General features: G+C 43.9%; 22 protein-coding genes. 2 read left to right on the top strand and 20 right to left on the bottom strand.

Features of this window, described 5'->3' with window-relative positions; genetic code table 11:
* Window positions 1-389: 389 nt before the first annotated feature.
* Window positions 390-620, bottom strand: coding sequence for a hypothetical protein (locus UQ64_RS23240; protein ID WP_036680631.1), 231 nt, complete (start codon window positions 618-620; stop codon window positions 390-392).
* Window positions 621-872: 252 nt separating this feature from the next.
* Window positions 873-1,481, bottom strand: a complete 609-nt coding sequence (locus tag UQ64_RS23245) for a stage II sporulation protein M (protein WP_425339615.1) — start codon at window positions 1,479-1,481, stop codon at window positions 873-875.
* A gap of 111 nt (window positions 1,482-1,592) precedes the next feature.
* Between UQ64_RS23245 and pdaB the strand changes: the two genes are divergently transcribed.
* The gene (gene pdaB / locus UQ64_RS23250; RefSeq protein WP_060625818.1) at window positions 1,593-2,396 is read left to right on the top strand and encodes a polysaccharide deacetylase family sporulation protein PdaB; all 804 of its coding nucleotides are present in this window, start codon (window positions 1,593-1,595) and stop codon (window positions 2,394-2,396) included.
* A gap of 49 nt (window positions 2,397-2,445) precedes the next feature.
* Here pdaB and UQ64_RS23255 read toward each other — a convergent pair whose 3' ends face one another.
* The gene (locus tag UQ64_RS23255; RefSeq protein ID WP_060625819.1) at window positions 2,446-3,267 is read right to left on the bottom strand and encodes a PPK2 family polyphosphate kinase; all 822 of its coding nucleotides are present in this window, start codon (window positions 3,265-3,267) and stop codon (window positions 2,446-2,448) included.
* A 214-nt stretch (window positions 3,268-3,481) separates the two neighbouring features.
* A complete protein-coding gene (locus UQ64_RS23260; RefSeq protein WP_060625820.1) occupies window positions 3,482-4,072 on the bottom strand; it encodes a KinB-signaling pathway activation protein in 591 nt (196 codons plus the stop codon).
* Window positions 4,073-4,201: 129 nt separating this feature from the next.
* Between UQ64_RS23260 and gerD the strand changes: the two genes are divergently transcribed.
* The gene (gene gerD, locus UQ64_RS23265) at window positions 4,202-4,879 is read left to right on the top strand and encodes a spore germination lipoprotein GerD (protein WP_060625821.1); all 678 of its coding nucleotides are present in this window, start codon (window positions 4,202-4,204) and stop codon (window positions 4,877-4,879) included.
* 58 nt (window positions 4,880-4,937) lie between these two features.
* Here gerD and UQ64_RS23270 read toward each other — a convergent pair whose 3' ends face one another.
* The 16 genes from UQ64_RS23270 to UQ64_RS23345 form a co-directional block, all read right to left on the bottom strand.
* Entirely contained in the window at window positions 4,938-6,044 is a 1,107-nt protein-coding gene (locus UQ64_RS23270) for an Mrp/NBP35 family ATP-binding protein (RefSeq protein ID WP_060625822.1), read from the bottom strand.
* Window positions 6,045-6,134: 90 nt separating this feature from the next.
* The gene (gene cwlD / locus UQ64_RS23275) at window positions 6,135-6,875 is read right to left on the bottom strand and encodes an N-acetylmuramoyl-L-alanine amidase CwlD (RefSeq protein WP_060625823.1); all 741 of its coding nucleotides are present in this window, start codon (window positions 6,873-6,875) and stop codon (window positions 6,135-6,137) included.
* Between the two features lie 78 nt (window positions 6,876-6,953).
* Window positions 6,954-8,123 (bottom strand): sulfate adenylyltransferase, encoded by a 1,170-nt coding sequence (gene sat, locus UQ64_RS23280; RefSeq protein WP_060625824.1) that lies wholly within the window; start codon window positions 8,121-8,123, stop codon window positions 6,954-6,956.
* Between the two features lie 37 nt (window positions 8,124-8,160).
* Entirely contained in the window at window positions 8,161-8,853 is a 693-nt protein-coding gene (locus UQ64_RS23285; protein ID WP_060625825.1) for a phosphoadenylyl-sulfate reductase, read from the bottom strand.
* A gap of 235 nt (window positions 8,854-9,088) precedes the next feature.
* The gene (gene rpsI, locus UQ64_RS23290; protein WP_025706574.1) at window positions 9,089-9,481 is read right to left on the bottom strand and encodes a 30S ribosomal protein S9; all 393 of its coding nucleotides are present in this window, start codon (window positions 9,479-9,481) and stop codon (window positions 9,089-9,091) included.
* A 20-nt stretch (window positions 9,482-9,501) separates the two neighbouring features.
* Window positions 9,502-9,939, bottom strand: a complete 438-nt coding sequence (gene rplM, locus UQ64_RS23295) for a 50S ribosomal protein L13 (RefSeq protein ID WP_060625826.1) — start codon at window positions 9,937-9,939, stop codon at window positions 9,502-9,504.
* A gap of 313 nt (window positions 9,940-10,252) precedes the next feature.
* The gene (gene truA, locus UQ64_RS23300; protein ID WP_060625827.1) at window positions 10,253-11,050 is read right to left on the bottom strand and encodes a tRNA pseudouridine(38-40) synthase TruA; all 798 of its coding nucleotides are present in this window, start codon (window positions 11,048-11,050) and stop codon (window positions 10,253-10,255) included.
* A 300-nt stretch (window positions 11,051-11,350) separates the two neighbouring features.
* Window positions 11,351-11,716 carry a 50S ribosomal protein L17 gene (gene rplQ / locus UQ64_RS23305; RefSeq protein ID WP_019908254.1) on the bottom strand — a complete coding sequence of 122 codons (366 nt, stop codon included), beginning with the start codon at window positions 11,714-11,716 and terminating at the stop codon, window positions 11,351-11,353.
* A 34-nt stretch (window positions 11,717-11,750) separates the two neighbouring features.
* Entirely contained in the window at window positions 11,751-12,695 is a 945-nt protein-coding gene (locus UQ64_RS23310; protein ID WP_036680585.1) for a DNA-directed RNA polymerase subunit alpha, read from the bottom strand.
* A 130-nt stretch (window positions 12,696-12,825) separates the two neighbouring features.
* Entirely contained in the window at window positions 12,826-13,221 is a 396-nt protein-coding gene (gene rpsK / locus UQ64_RS23315) for a 30S ribosomal protein S11 (protein WP_019908251.1), read from the bottom strand.
* 19 nt (window positions 13,222-13,240) lie between these two features.
* On the bottom strand, window positions 13,241-13,609 hold the full coding sequence (gene rpsM / locus UQ64_RS23320; protein WP_036680583.1) for a 30S ribosomal protein S13: 369 nt from the start codon (window positions 13,607-13,609) through the stop codon (window positions 13,241-13,243).
* 19 nt (window positions 13,610-13,628) lie between these two features.
* Window positions 13,629-13,742: a 50S ribosomal protein L36 gene (gene rpmJ, locus UQ64_RS23325; RefSeq protein WP_003322638.1), complete on the bottom strand. Its 114-nt coding sequence runs from the start codon at window positions 13,740-13,742 to the stop codon at window positions 13,629-13,631.
* Between the two features lie 53 nt (window positions 13,743-13,795).
* Window positions 13,796-14,011, bottom strand: coding sequence for a translation initiation factor IF-1 (infA, locus tag UQ64_RS23330; protein ID WP_036652996.1), 216 nt, complete (start codon window positions 14,009-14,011; stop codon window positions 13,796-13,798).
* 2 nt (window positions 14,012-14,013) lie between these two features.
* The gene (locus UQ64_RS23335; RefSeq protein ID WP_042131215.1) at window positions 14,014-14,322 is read right to left on the bottom strand and encodes a KOW domain-containing RNA-binding protein; all 309 of its coding nucleotides are present in this window, start codon (window positions 14,320-14,322) and stop codon (window positions 14,014-14,016) included.
* An 11-nt stretch (window positions 14,323-14,333) separates the two neighbouring features.
* Entirely contained in the window at window positions 14,334-15,086 is a 753-nt protein-coding gene (gene map / locus UQ64_RS23340; RefSeq protein WP_042192159.1) for a type I methionyl aminopeptidase, read from the bottom strand.
* A gap of 4 nt (window positions 15,087-15,090) precedes the next feature.
* On the bottom strand, window positions 15,091-15,735 hold the full coding sequence (locus tag UQ64_RS23345; RefSeq protein WP_060625828.1) for an adenylate kinase: 645 nt from the start codon (window positions 15,733-15,735) through the stop codon (window positions 15,091-15,093).
* Window positions 15,736-15,773 lie beyond the last annotated feature (38 nt).

Below are 15,773 nucleotides of genomic sequence, written 5' to 3' on the forward strand. Positions count from 1 at the left end.
AGCGATATGCTCATTTTGAAACATCTGACGAGAAAATTAATTCTCACGATGAAATTTCAAAAGCGTAAAATACGCTGTGAAACTCATCAGTTTTGGATCTCACTTTCGTGATTTCCCACTCACTCGTTGTTCAGTTTTCAAAGATCAATGTCTCTCATTTCATCGTCGTTGTTTGTCAGCGGCGACCTTTATAATATATCACAGTGTTTCGTTGTTTGGCAAGTCTTTTTTTTGAAAAAGTTATTTTCAATTTTTCTTGCCTTCCGCTTTCCTTTTACACAAGCAAAAGGAGCGCGAGATATAATTTATCACGAGCACTCCTTTTTAGTCAAGCTATTTTATTAAAAAATCTTAAATTCATATAAGACTCTTGCATTTACCGCCTATCCTTAGTGTTTATACTGAGAAGAACGTCCACCCCACGCATACTTGGAAAGCTCTTTCTGAGGAGCAAAACGAGCATACATACGAAATACAGTCTTATATCTATTGGCGATGGCATGTCTGATATTTTGGTCCAAGCGCTGATCGCTCAAATCTAACAGCATCTCATCAAGTTCTTTCCGCAAAACATAATCCAGTTCCTTGCATTCTTTTTCGTTAAACAACATTCCCAACATATGCTTGGCCTCCTTCATGAAGTTGCAAGTAACACATTCACTTAAACCAAAAACCCCTTGTACATAATTAGTTAGTCCATCTCATGGAGAAAGCTGCCTGAAGGTCCTCTTACACTAGATTAACCGGAGTCCTCTTTTTATAACCATAATTATTAAAAATTCCCTTTATGGTTTCGTCACGATTATATACTTCTGACCTTTAGGCAATCCTTGGATGAATAGCTTTAATGTTATGCTCCATTCTCGGAAGTTTTATGATAATAGAGAAAAAGTTATTGTGCTTTCAATGATGGCTGCAATAAATAACAGGATTACAGTCCAAATAGATGCTGTAAGTGTTTGACGCATAAACGAAGACCAATCAACACCTCTGTTCACTTTTTTAGTGGATGAGCTAAATATACTTGCAAGTACCTTCCCGCCGAACTGCAGTCCAAATGCACAAGCAATAATGATCGCTGGAATCTCTATAATCCCATGTGGCAGCAGTCCTTTTACTATTAGTTCGAACAAATCCTGTCCTTGCAGTGCTGATAAATGAATCAGGTAACCGATAACCGCTCCGTTAATAAATAAGAATATGGCTGGCAGTATACCGAACAACGCCCCTAAAAATATGATAAGAACACCCTTGATGCTGTTATTCAAAAATATAAATACAAAGAAGCTCCATTGCGGATTTGAAGAATCTCTAAGGTTGCCACTGATTTCACTGAGCCCCTCTAATTGCTGAACCAATAGCTTTTCCAGACTGCTAGTAGCTACCCACCCTATAACCGCTCCTACTGCGAAGAGCAGACAAGATAGCAATAAAGCCTTCCGGATCGTTTTTAGATCTTTAACAAACGTGAAGAACGACAACATAAATACCCTCCTGAAATTGTGATCTCTGTTTCTTAGGTCATAACCGTGCGGTACGAGCATACATTTAGAACAAACAAGCATTTCGCATGGGAGAGGAGCGCTGTCATTATGAATTCTTTTTATGTATTCAGCGGCAAAAAGATTAAACGATTCATCTATATCTTCGCCGCTGTGCTTCTTGCTGCTGGAGTTGTCTATGTCGAGAGGGGAAACATAACCGTTTTTTCTGAATCCGGACCTTCCGCGATCTACAGTGTACCAACAGAGAAGAAGCTGATTGCCCTGACCTTCGATATTAGCTGGGGGGAGAAAAGACCCGAACCGATTTTGAAGGTACTCGAAGACAAGAAAGTGGACAAAGCCACCTTCTTCCTATCGTCACCATGGAGTAAGACTCATCCAGACATTGTAACCAACATCAAGAATGCAGGTTTTGAAATTGGAAGTCATGGTCATAAACACGTCAATTACAGCACATTAAGCAACGAAGAAATTCGCACACAGATCTCAACGGCTCACACCGTTCTTACCGAATTAACCGGCACTGAACCCAATTTGATTCGTATGCCTAATGGAGATTTTGATAAAAGAGTCCTTCAGGTTGCCAACGATCTCGGTTACAAGGTCATTCAATGGGATACAGACTCCCTAGACTGGAAGAACATTGGCGTAGACAATATCGTGAAGCGTGTAACAACAAAAGCGCATCCAGGTGATATCGTCCTTCTACATGCCAGTGATTCCTGCAAACAAACACATGAAGCACTTCCACTCATTATCGACGAGCTCCGCAGACAAGGTTATGAATTCGTTACCGTCTCTGAGCTGATTAGTCAAAGCAACACCGAAGGTAAAGAAGTCCGCGACTCAGCTTCACTTAGTAATGCCTTAGAGGACGCGGCTGGACTGTAAAGTACTTTTCAATCTCTGGTGCCGTAATGATATTGATCTGCCCAAAGGATTAATGACGTGGAGAAATGAGTTCCGATATGTCGGGTGTGGGGGTATTCAGCTTCGGATAGCTCAGATCCAGACTCTCCAGTGTCTTTACTACGATGGATAAGGTCAAATAGTTGCGGTACCATTGATGATTAGCGGGTATCCAGTACCATGGTGCTTTATCTATGCTAGTTTCCTTAAAAACATCTTCATATGCTCCTTGGTAATCATCCCAATACTCCCGCTCCTGGAGATCACTTGCATCAAATTTCCAGTGTTTTTTAGGATCTTCAAGCCGTTCCTTGATTTTCTTTAACTGCTTCTCTTTAGAAATGTGCAGAAAAAGCTTGATAATTGTCGTCCCCTCTTCCACCAGCATTTCCTCGAACTGCCGTATGTAACGAAAGCGCCGCTTTAAGTCGTCCTTTTTCAACCCTCCATGTACCCGTGGTACCAATACATCTTCATATTGTGAACGATTAAATGCTGAGATATAGCCCTTAGGGGGTGTCTTCTGATGTACCCTCCATAAAAAATCGTGAGCCTCTTCCTCAAGAGATGGTTTCTTGAAGCTGGTAACAATGAATCCTTGTGGATTGATGCCTGAAAAAATATGCTTAACCGTTCCATCCTTACCGCTGGAATCCATTCCTTGCAGAATAACAAGCAGCGAATGCTTTTTCTGAGCAAACAAAATATCTTGTAGCTCTGCCAAACGTGCTTTAAGCTCTTCTGTTTTGGCTTCTACTTCTTTTTTTGATTTAAAAACACCTGTATCGTCCGGATCCAGCTTGTTAAGCCGGATTTCTTTTGTGTCTTTTATCATATAGCGCTTGATGTCCATATATTCCCCTCCTAAAAGTTTTGTGAGCGGTGCTACACCTGTATTACTACGTACAAAACTCGCATCGGAAGCATACACTTAGTTTTGTGAGCGTATCGTTCTTTAAGATTAACCTTCACAATCTGATTTTAATCGTTTAGATACAGCCAGAGCAGAAAACCCCGTCTTCTGAAATCAGAGCACGGGGTTCATTGTTTAGTGCCTTCCCCATTCATTATCCGGCAGCCGGCCTCAGAATACGGTGAAGCATCAAAATTTGGAATGCATTACAAGCGATAAGCGGAACAACAATAAATACCGTCGCACTATCAACACCTATACGGAGCACGCCGATAACTTCCACAATTGAAATAGCTGTCATAAAAAAGAGGGTTGGAATCAAAGCTGAGATGTTTGTACTTTTCACCTTGAAATAAGACACAATAATAGCTGCTAGCAAAATAACGATTCCTAATATTAGATCAGACATAACATTTCTTTCCCCGCCAACGACGGTACGCAAAAAAATCAGTTCAAGCAATGCGAGCACAGAAAGCACTAGTTGTATGTATTTCCAAACCTTTTGTGGAAAAACGCCGTTACCCATATAATTCAAAATCAAATAGGCAAAAAAACCAAGTTGCGAATAAACGCTTACAAGCATACCGTAGCCAAGCAGAATCAGCGGGTATAAAAAGAAATCCCCGACACTTTTGAAATCAATCTTACCGTTTACGAATTGCAGTGCCAGACCAGCGATTACAGCCCCACCCGCTCCTATAAGGAGGGTAGTCCAAAATAAATGAAACCATTTTTTTATACTCAGCTAATTCACCTCCTCTTGTCAGATTTATTTTACCAAGGATACCGACAAAACACCATTACACCTACAACATAAATGTGCTCTAATGCGGCATAATACATCTGGAGAATCCTATAAAGGAGGGCAGCGCCAATGAAATGGAGATTTATCGGTTCTGTGGGTTTGGCATTGGGCTTTGTTATGGCTTTAACGGCTTGCGGAGGTGAACAAAGCAGTTCTTCTTCCGGACAAGGCAGTTATAAAGAAATGAAGACCATGGTTATAGATATATTGAAAAGTGAAGACGGGAAAAAAGCGGTTGAGGAATCATTATCAAGTTCCAGCTCTAGCGGCACCAGTGGAATGAGCATGAAGATGATGCCTCTTCAAACAACAGAGGAAATCAAGACTGCTGTTAAAGATACGCTCACTGCACCGGAATATCAGAAGGAAATTGAGAAAATAATGAAGGACCCCAAGTTTGCGGGCGATTTTGCTAAAGCCATTCAATCGCAAAGCAAGGAGCTACACCTTCAGCTAATTAAAGATCCCACTTACCAGAAATCAGTCGAAGAAATTATGAAATCTCCAGAAATGATGACGATGTTTCTAAATCTCACCAAAACACCTGATTACCGAAAACAATCCATGAAGACCATGCAGGAATCCATGCAAACCCCATTATTCCGTATGGAAGTATTGAATTTACTTAAAAAAGTCGTACAAGAAGAGCTTGAACCAAAGGAGAAAAAAGAAAAAGGTAGCGAAGGTGGCGACAAACAAGAAAGCGGCGGAGGTGGCGGCGGTAGCGGCGCTGATTCAAGTTCTTAAAAAAGAGGCCTTATCCCACTAATAAAGTGTGGGACGGCCTCTTTTTCATGCATAATAGTTAGTACTCAAGCTCATATTTGGCAATAAGTTTATCAGCGATTTCTGCAAACAATTGTCCTGTTGGTGTTTCTTCTTTGTATACAGAAGGTGAAAAATCGGGTTCAGAAATATGGTTGTCCGGTGCACCCAGCGGCACTTGAGCAAGCAGCTCCGTATGAAGCGTCTCGGCAAGTCTTGCTCCTCCGCCTCTACCAAAGATATAATCTCTCTTCCCACAGTCAGTGCACTCATAATAAGCCATATTCTCAATGACTCCAATAATCTCATGATCTGTCTGTAGAGCCATAGAGCCCGCTCTAGCCGCCACAAACGCCGCGGTAGCATGAGGTGTCGTTACTATGATCTCTTTGCTGTGAGGCAGCATCTGATGCACGTCAAGCGCCACATCCCCTGTACCTGGAGGAAGATCAAGCAGCATATAATCAAGTTCACCCCAACCAACATCATTGAAGAACTGGCGAAGCATTTTACCCAGCATAGGTCCACGCCAAATAACCGGACTATTCTCACGGATAAAGAAGCCCATAGACATGACCTTCACTCCGAATCGTTCCACAGGAATAATCGTTCCCTCTTCAACAACCGGTCCTTCTTCGATCCCCATCATATCAGGAATGCTGAAACCATAAATATCGGCATCGATAAGACCTACTTTTTTTCCTTTTCTTGCAAGGGCTACGGCCAAATTCACCGTTACAGTTGATTTACCGACTCCACCTTTGCCGCTGGCCACGGCGATAAAGTTCACACCGGAGCTCTCGCTAATTAATTCATGGTCATCAAGACCTGCAGCATGTCCTTTAAGTTTCCCTGGCTCATCAACTTCCTCAGTGCTCTCTCCGCGAAGGATAGCACGTTCATAATCGGTTGCATCACGAAGCCGGATATGAACATTAGACGCGCCGCCCGCTTCAAGCAATTCACGAACCCGTTGTTCTAGATCCATGCGACTTTGCTCTTCAGGACTCAGACATACGATAGATAAAGAAATACGATCTTCTTTAATCATGATGTCACGAATCAGCTGTAGTTCCACAAGGCTTTTTCCAGTTTCAGAGTCTGTTAATGGCTGCAGTATTTCCTGAATTTGTTCCTTAGTCAGCATGGAAAGCACCTCTGTTTCCTTTCCGGTTGAGAAATTCTCCGGAGTTTTTGTCTATTATAGCATTACCTGTCTCCCCATGAGTAGTCCTGACTACTCAGAGGCGTACCGAAGGATGCCACGATAAATGCTAGTCGCTACCTTGCGCTGATAGACATCATTTCCGAGTAGAGCTGATTCCTGGGGGTGTGATAAGAAACCTACTTCTACAAGGACCGCTGGTATTTTTAATGCTTTTAGCAGATATACTGTATTCACTGTCTTCGCCACACGATCGGTATTCTCCAGTGTAGTCTTCAGCTCATTCTGCACGAACTCCGCAATGGCTTTATTATCCTTATGATTGGGATAGTAAAAGGTCTGTGCTCCACTCCAACGATTCGAAGGGACGCTGTTCATGTGAACGCTTATAAAAAGGTCTGCGCCTTTCTCTTCGATGCTTCTTACTCGTTGTTTAAGATCTTCTGTCTTGCGCTTAGAATAGCCCTTAGTGCCTTCCAAAGCCAAATCATAATCACCCTCACGAGTCATTACTACAATAGCCCCTGCTTGCTGTAGATAATCACGCAAATAAAGCGATACGGCGAGATTAATATCTTTCTCAATTAACCCTTCCCGGCTAACCGCTCCGCCATCAGCTCCACCATGCCCCGCATCGAGAGCAATAACTTTTCCTGATAAGGGCAGACTCCAATAATTTAGTGTTTTAGCGGTAGGCATGTCATACGCTATAATTCCGATCATTATAGCCAGCAGTGTCGCACCAAGCATACTTTTTTTGATACTGCTCCATGAAATCCAGACCGAGACTTTATTCTGCTTTCGGCCAGACATAACAAAGACCCCCTCGTCCCGATAGATAATACTCATCTATATGGGACAAGAAGGTCAAATAGTACTAGCTGTTAATGATTAAGCTGTAACTTCTTGAGTCATACCTTCAATCAGAATCTGCGCAACCTCAGGCCGCGTAAATTCTGGCGGAGGGCATTGGCCATCACGGAGCAAAGCCCGGACCTTTGTACCCGACAACGTCATGTGATCATCACTAGGATGAGGGCAAGTTTTACTTGAAGCCATATTTCCGCATTTTTTACAGAAGAAGCTATGTTCAAAAAATAATGGAATAATATCAAGCTCCTCAGCACTAAAATTCGAGAAAATTTCCTGTGCCTCGTAAGTGCCGTAGTAATCACCTACGCCAGCATGGTCACGTCCGACGATGAAATGGGTACAGCCGTAATTTTTGCGAACCATGGCATGGAAAATCGCTTCTCTAGGACCCGCATAACGCATTGCAGCCGGAAAAACACCAAGAAAGGTACGATCGTCAGGATAGTAGTTCTCCAAAAGTGCCAGATAGCTCTTCATCCGCACATTTGCCGGTACATCATCCGACTTTGTCTCACCAACAAGTGGATTTAGGAATAGAGCGTCTACAACCTCCATAGCGCACTTTTGAATGTATTCGTGAGCTCGGTGGACCGGATTGCGTGTTTGGAAGCCTACAACCGTTCTCCAACCCTTTCCAGCAAATATCTTCCGCGTATCCGCAGGATCAAAATAAAATTCACCAAACTTCTCTGGCTGTGGGCGGTTTAAGACTGTAATCGGTCCTCCAACATAGGTTGCTGGACGGGCCAAAAGCTTACTTACACCTGGATGTTCAAGGTCTGTTGTTTTGAAGACATTTTGTGCTTCAACCTTTTGATCAACCGTATAAATACTCTCAATATCCAATAAACCGTAAATCTCACCATCGTCTTCACCGATTAGAGAAACTTTATCCCCAATTGATAAACCGGCAACCATGTCATCTTCTACAGCCAGCGTTATTGGAATGCTCCACACTGTGCCATCTGCTAAACGCATGCTTTTTACTACTGAATGATAGTCTTGCTCATTTAAGAAGCCCGTTAGTGGCGAAAATGCACCTACAGCTATAAGATCCAAATCGGATAAGGTCCAGGTATTCAAGGCAATCGCCTTGCTGTCACGTGCAAGATTTAGCAATTCTTCTCGTTCAGTACCCACTACTACACGGTTAACCAAAGCTCCGCCATGCGGACGTATTGAAGTCATCTTAGTCTCTCCTTCTATGTTCCCACAGGGATATGTCTTATTTGTGCAATCCGCACTCTGTCTTCTCTGATCCAGACCAACGTCCAGCACGCGGATCTTCACCTGGCATAACCTGACGTGTACATTGTTCACAGCCGATACTTGGATAGTTACGGTCATGTAGAGGATTATAGATTACGTCATTTTCACGAATATAGTTCCATACATCTTCTGTCGTCCAATCCGCAATAGGATTAAACTTCACTAAACCAAATTTATAATCATACTCAACTTTCTTAGCATTCGCACGGGTAGGCGCTTGGTCACGACGAATTCCAGTAATCCAAGCTTCATATTGCGATAATATACGAGTCAATGGTTCAACTTTACGAATGCCACAGCATTGGTTAGGGTCAACTGTCCATAACGCATCACCGTATTGAAGTGCTTGCTCCTGCGTTGTGAGTTGCGGAGATACACGTACAAACTCTAATCCATATTTGTCTGCCATCAAATCTCTGGTTTCGTAGGTTTCCTTAAAATGATAATCTGTATCGAGATAAAAGACGTCGGTCGACGGACTAACTCTGTGAAGCATATCAACTAGCACTACATCTTCTGCACCAAAGCTGCAGGCAAAAGTAATGTTAGGGAATGTTTCTACGGCCCAACGGATTATTTCCTCGGGTGTAGCAGTTTCTAATTCTTCGGCCTTAACTTTAATTAAATCCTCTTTCTCGAGCAGGTTCATTAAGGTATTCCTCCATCCAAAATGTTAATCGTATGAATAAATGAGGTAAAAGAAGTAATAAAACCAACTATTTCTATATGAAATAGTATATAACTTTTACTGAGGAAGTCAATCAATTTCATCCCTCAGAATTAGTAAATGAATGCAAAAATAGCCCATTTCTTATTCGAAAGGGGCTACTGAAAAAAAATCAACCCTCGACCATAAAGGCCAAGGGTTGATTTTTTGAATAATATTAACGTTTCGAGAACTGAGGCGCACGACGTGCAGCTTTCAAACCGTATTTCTTACGTTCCTTCATACGTGGGTCACGAGTCAGGAAGCCGGCTTTCTTCAGCGCACCGCGATATTCAGGGTCAACTTTAAGCAATGCACGGGAGATACCGTGACGAATTGCTCCAGCTTGACCGGAAATGCCGCCACCATGTGCAAGAACGATTACATCGTAGTTGCCCAGTGTTTCAGTCAGGTTCAAAGGTTGTTTTACGATCATTTTCAGTGTTTCCACACCGAAATATTCGTCCATCTCACGTTTGTTAATGACAATGCGTCCTTCACCCGGTACAAGGCGAACACGTGCTACCGAATGTTTACGACGACCTGTCCCATAGTATTGTACTTGTGCCATGAAACTGTCCTCCTCTATTCTTATCCGCGAAGTTCGTAAACTTCAGGTTTTTGTGCTGCATGTGGATGCTCAGCGCCTGCATATACTTTCAATCTCAGCTTCATGTGGTCCCCTTGACGAGTCTTAGGAATCATACCATGAACAGCGAATTCAATTACGCGTTCTGGTTTAGTATTCAGCAAAGTTTCAGCATTAGTAACTTTCAAGCCACCTGGGTGCATCGAGTGACGGTAGTATTTCTTGTTTTGCATTTTCTTACCGGTCAAGTGAATCTTCTCAGCGTTGATTACGATAACGAAATCTCCTGTATCAACGTGTGGAGTGAATTGCGGTTTGTGTTTGCCACGGATCAAAGCAGCGGCTTCGCTGGCCAAACGACCGAGTGTTTTGCCTTCGGCATCAATAATGTGCCAATTGCGTTCAACTTCGTTCGGCTTCGCCATATAGGTGGTACGCATGAATGTTTCCTCCTTGTTCTCGTACGAAAATCTTCTGTTTCGTATATCTTGTTTCTCATTGAATTACAATTATGTGAGTTAAGCAAAGCATTTTTTTGGCATTTCCTTGATCGGGGCTGTGGGATAGCCATCAAGAAAACACAACTTTTATATTACAGTATAAACATAACAAGTGCAAGTGATTTTTAAACATTCAGCCTATTATTTAGGAAGAAATTTATACAAGTATAAACGCCTTTAACGTCCCAATAAGGACGGTTATCGTTTATGCGAGAAATATAAGAATAATGTATTACGTGAAACTTATACATTCTTATATTTGAAAAAAAGATTCACTTTCAGACTCGTCATATTCTACACTCCACAAAGCCAACCCCTTGGCCATAGCTGTCGGACCAGCAGCAGAACGATCACATGCTGCCAATATCTCAGCAACATGATCAGCATCTATTTTACCTTCCCCCACATGGATCAAAGTCCCCATAATAATGCGAACCATATGCTGAAGAAATCCACTACCCGTTATATAAGTTTGGATCACTCCCTGATCTAAAGTAGAGGGTCGGCACATGCTGCGGTCTACTTCCATATGAGCTTCAAAGATCGTTCGTACATGAGATGTCTTAGTAGACCGACGTGAAGCAAACGAAGTGAAGTCATGTGTCCCTAAAATATGCGTTAAGCCTTGCTGCATCGCAGGAACGTCCAACCTCACCGGATGATGAAGCTGCCAGCGCCGCTGAAACGGATCTGGAAACCTGTTGCCGTTAATCGTGTATCGGTAAGTTTTACGCTTAGCTCCTCTACGAGAGTGAAACGTCAGCGGTACTTCCCTAGCCTCAGTAACCACGATATCTTGTGGCAGCCGGGCATTAAGCGCCAGACACCAACGTTCAAGCGGGATTCGAGAGGAGGTCGTAAAGTTAAAGGGCTGACCATAGGCGTGTACTCCGGCATCTGTGCGACCAGAAGCAGTAATCTTAAGCTCCTCACCCGTCAGATGAAGTATCGCTTGCTCCAGCCGATCCTGAATCGTATTGCCCTGAGGCTGGGTCTGAAAGCCATCATAATTTGTTCCGTCATAATTGACCTTCATCAATAGATTACGCATTCCGTTCTCCTTTTTAAACCGTTCAGCAGAAACGTCGATCGAAGCACTGTCTGATCTTATTCAAGAGGAAGAAATGGCTTTGCCGTCCCTAGAAGGACGGCATCCATTAACACTTCACTCCATTACTTCAAAAAAAAGAGCCCCTGCGGGAGCTCCTTCAATTGAACCAAGGTGATTCCCACGGTTATTGGTACAGCAGAGTCTTGCGCCTCTGCAGCACAATAACGCTGATATTTCCCCCATCTTTACTCCAAAGAGGGCCAGATGAAAGGGAATCATCGGAAATCAATACTTGTGATACTACGCGCGATCTACTAATTCAAGATAGACCATAGGCGCAGCGTCGCCACGGCGAGGTCCGAGTTTCAGGATACGAGTGTATCCACCTGGACGCTCTGTGTAACGAGGAGCAATGTCAGAGAACAATTTTTGAATTGCATCTTGTTCACCATCAACAGTCTCGCGGCGAACAAATGCAGCTACTTGACGACGAGCATGAAGATCACCTTTTTTAGCTTTAGTGATCAACTTTTCAGCGATAGAACGAACCTCTTTCGCTTTAGCTTCCGTTGTTTGGATGCGCTCGTATAAAAACAGATCCGTTACCATGTCGCGAAATAACGCTTTACGCGCACTGGAATCACGGCCCAATTTTTGGTATGCCATTGTGTTTTCCCTCCTTTACTAAAGCAATCTGTAGCTATTCTTCTGTACGGAGACCCAAACCAAGTTCCTCAAGCTTTTCCTGAACTTCTTCCAAAGATTTGCGACCAAGGTTACGCACCTTCATCATATCTTCTTCAGTCTTCGTGGTAAGCTCTTGTACGGTATTAATACCAGCACGTTTGAGGCAGTTGTAGGAACGAACAGAAAGATCAAGCTCTTCGATTGTCATCTCAAGTACTTTTTCTTTTTTGTCTTCTTCTTTTTCAACCATAATTTCGGCGTCTTTCGCTTCGTCCGTAAGACCTACGAACAGAACGAGGTGCTCGTTCAAAATTTTGGCTCCGAGGCTTACAGCCTCTTCCGGTCTAATACTGCCATCTGTCCAAATTTCAAGCGTCAATTTGTCGTAGTTAGTCACTTGACCAACACGTGTATTGTCTATGCCGTAGTTAACGCGTGAAATAGGAGTGTAGATGGAGTCAACCGGGATAACGCCAATTGGCTGATCGTCGCGTTTGTTCCGGTCCGCTTGGACGTAGCCGCGACCACGGCCTGCAAAAATACGCATGTGAAGTCTCGCACCAGGTCCCAGCGTTGCAATGTGAAGATCCGGGTTGAGGATCTCAACATCGCTGTCCGCACGGATATCACCTGCGGTAACGATGCCTTCCCCTTCGGCATCAATCTCAAACACTTTTTCCTCGTCTGAATGAATCTTCAGGGACAAGGCTTTAAGGTTCAGAATGATCTCCGTCACATCTTCCATTACGCCTGGAACGGTCGAGAACTCATGCAGAACGCCGTCAATTTGGACCGAAGTCACTGCGGCTCCTGGAAGCGAAGAAAGCAATATCCGGCGAAGTGAATTCCCCAGAGTCGTGCCATACCCACGTTCCAACGGTTCAACTACGAATTTCCCATAGGTACCTTCATCATTAGCTTCTACGGTCTCAATCTTCGGCTTTTCGATTTCTATCACGAGTTTACCCCTCCTTCAACGTCGCTCCTATATGAAACTGTCACCCCATCAGGTGCATCATGTAGTATGCCTAAACACCTATTATTAGCAGATGTGTCAGAATTATACCACATTCACAATACTGATTTCACTATACGCGACGACGTTTCGGCGGACGGCATCCATTGTGAGGAACCGGAGTTACGTCTTTAATAAGGTTAACTTCAAGCCCTGCAGCTTGAAGGGAACGGATGGCTGCTTCGCGGCCCGCGCCCGGTCCTTTAACCATAACCTCAACCGACTTCATGCCGTGCTCCATAGCTGCTTTAGCTGCTGATTCAGCTGCCATTTGCGCTGCGAATGGAGTCGACTTACGGGAACCTTTAAATCCTTGGCCGCCGGAGCTTGCCCAGGAAATTGCATTTCCGTGAGGATCTGTGATGGTAACGATGGTGTTATTGAACGTGGAACGAATATGTGCCACGCCGGATTCGATATTTTTACGGTCGCGACGTTTAGTACGTACGACTTTTTTCGGTTTAGCCATTGTCTCTTATCCCCCCTTATTATTTCTTCTTGTTTGCTACCGTACGACGCGGGCCTTTCCGGGTACGGGCATTGGTTTTAGTACGTTGACCGCGAACAGGCAATCCACGACGGTGACGAACACCGCGGTAACAGCCGATCTCAGTAAGACGTTTAATATTTAAGGAAATTTCACGACGCAGGTCACCTTCAACCTTAACCGTTTTGTCGATCGTTTCACGCAGTTTGCTGACTTCATCTTCCGTCAAATCACGGACACGTGTATTAGCGCTAATGCCTGTTTCATTAAGAATTTTCTGAGAAGTCGTTTTACCGATTCCGAAAATATAAGTCAAGGCGATCTCAACGCGTTTGTCACGTGGCAAATCCACTCCAGCTATACGAGCCATTTTACGCTACACCCCCTTCTTAACCTTGTTTTTGTTTGTGTTTCGGATTTTCGCAAATCACCATAACAGTCCCTTTGCGGCGGATTACTTTACATTTCTCGCAAATGGGCTTTACAGAAGGTCTTACCTTCATGTTAATTACCTCCTCAAAGTTTTGCGAAGCAAAACTTTTTTCGTAGTTCCCATCTATTTACGGTAAGTTATACGACCTTTTGATAAATCATAAGGCGATAACTGCACGACCACTTTGTCTCCGGTCAAAATACGGATAAAGTGCATCCGCAATTTACCGGATACATGGGCAAGTATTTGATGACCGTTCTCAAGCTCAACCTTAAACGTTGCATTTGGCAACGGTTCAAGGACAGTACCTTCTACTTCAATGACATCTTCCTTAGCCACAGTTAGTCTCCTTTCTCATCAGCACTTATTCCGGTGGGTCCAGCATACTTCATGACTGCGTAACGCAGCTTTCCGTTTGTTACCCGGCCAGTTTCTTCCAAACTGTTCACAACCTCACTGCTGATGAAGGGTATGAGCTCGAGATGAAGAATATTCTTCTTCTTTGGCCCATCAAACTTACGTTTGTCTCCATCTGCAATGTATACAAATCTGCTATCAACAACTGCGATAACAACGGCTGCCTCTCCGGCATCTTTGCCTTTGAGAATTCTCACTAATTGACCAACCTGCGGGCTGCTCACAGTATTCAAGTGGAGATCACCTACGCATTCAGTTTTGTGAAAATTTCCATGCCGTCCGGAGTAACTGCTACTGTATGCTCAAAGTGAGCACATAGTGAGCCATCCACCGTAACGACAGTCCAGTTATCTTCCAGCGTTCTGACATGTCTCTTTCCTACGTTTACCATCGGCTCAATCGCGAGTACCATACCCGGTTTCAGACGTGGTCCACGGTCCGCTATGCCATAATTCGGAATTTGCGGTTCTTCATGCAGTTTTGCCCCAATACCATGACCAACATACTCACGTACGACTGAGAAACCAGCCTCTTCGATGTATTGCTGAATAGCATGGGAGATTGTAAACAAGCGCACATCCGGCTTAACTAACGCCAGTCCCGCGTACAAGGAGCCTTCCGTAACGTCCAGCAAACGCTGAGCCTCTTCGGAAATGCTGCCCACACCGTAGGTCCAGGCGGAATCACCGTGATAACCGCGGTACTCTGCACCGATATCCAGCGTTACTATATCGCCTTCAATCAGTTTGCGTTTACCTGGAAATCCATGCACTAATTGTTCGTTGACTGAAGCGCAAATGCTGGCAGGAAAACCGTTGTAGCCTTTGAAAGACGGCACAGCACCTTGACTGCGAATGTATTGATCGGCGATTCTGTCAAGATCCCCCGTTGTAATGCCGGGCTCAATGGCCTCAGCAATAAGACGGTGACTCTCGGCAACAATTCGACCAGCTTCCCTCATAAAGGCAAGTTCCTGTTCGGATTTACAAATGATCATTACATTAACCTCGCAATAAAGATACGATTTCAGAAGAAACGACATTGATTTCGTTTTCCCCATTTACCTGACGCAAAAGACCTTTATTATCATAAAACGCAAGCAGCGGCGCTGTCTTATTATCATATTCATCCAGACGCTTGCCTACACTTTCTTCGTTGTCATCCGGACGTTGATACAATTCACCGCCATCAATGTCGCAAATGCCATCTTGCTTCGGCGGGTTAAAGATTAAATGGTAGGATGCTCCGCAAACGCTGCAGATACGACGTCCTGTAAGACGCGCCATCAACAGTCCACGGTCAACATTCAAGTTGATAACATGATCCAAAGAAGTATTCAAACGGCTAAGAATTTCATCCAGCGCTTCCGCTTGCGAAAGAGTTCTTGGAAAACCATCCAATAGAAATCCTTTTTCGCAATCGGACTGCTGCAGCCGTTCTTCAACTATACCAATGGTCACATCATCTGGTACAAGCAAACCTTGATCAATAAAGGATTTGGCCTTCAATCCTACTGGAGTTTCCTGTTTGATTGCCAAACGGAAAGCATCTCCTGTCGAAATATGTGGAATACCAAATTCTTTAATGATTTCTGCCGCTTGTGTTCCCTTGCCTGCCCCAGGAGGGCCCATGAATAATATGTTCACGATTTCTCTCTCCCCCCAAAAGTTCGCCACCAAGCAAG

Source organism: Paenibacillus etheri (assembly GCF_001012825.1).
GTDB lineage: Bacteria > Bacillota > Bacilli > Paenibacillales > Paenibacillaceae > Paenibacillus_AQ > Paenibacillus_AQ etheri.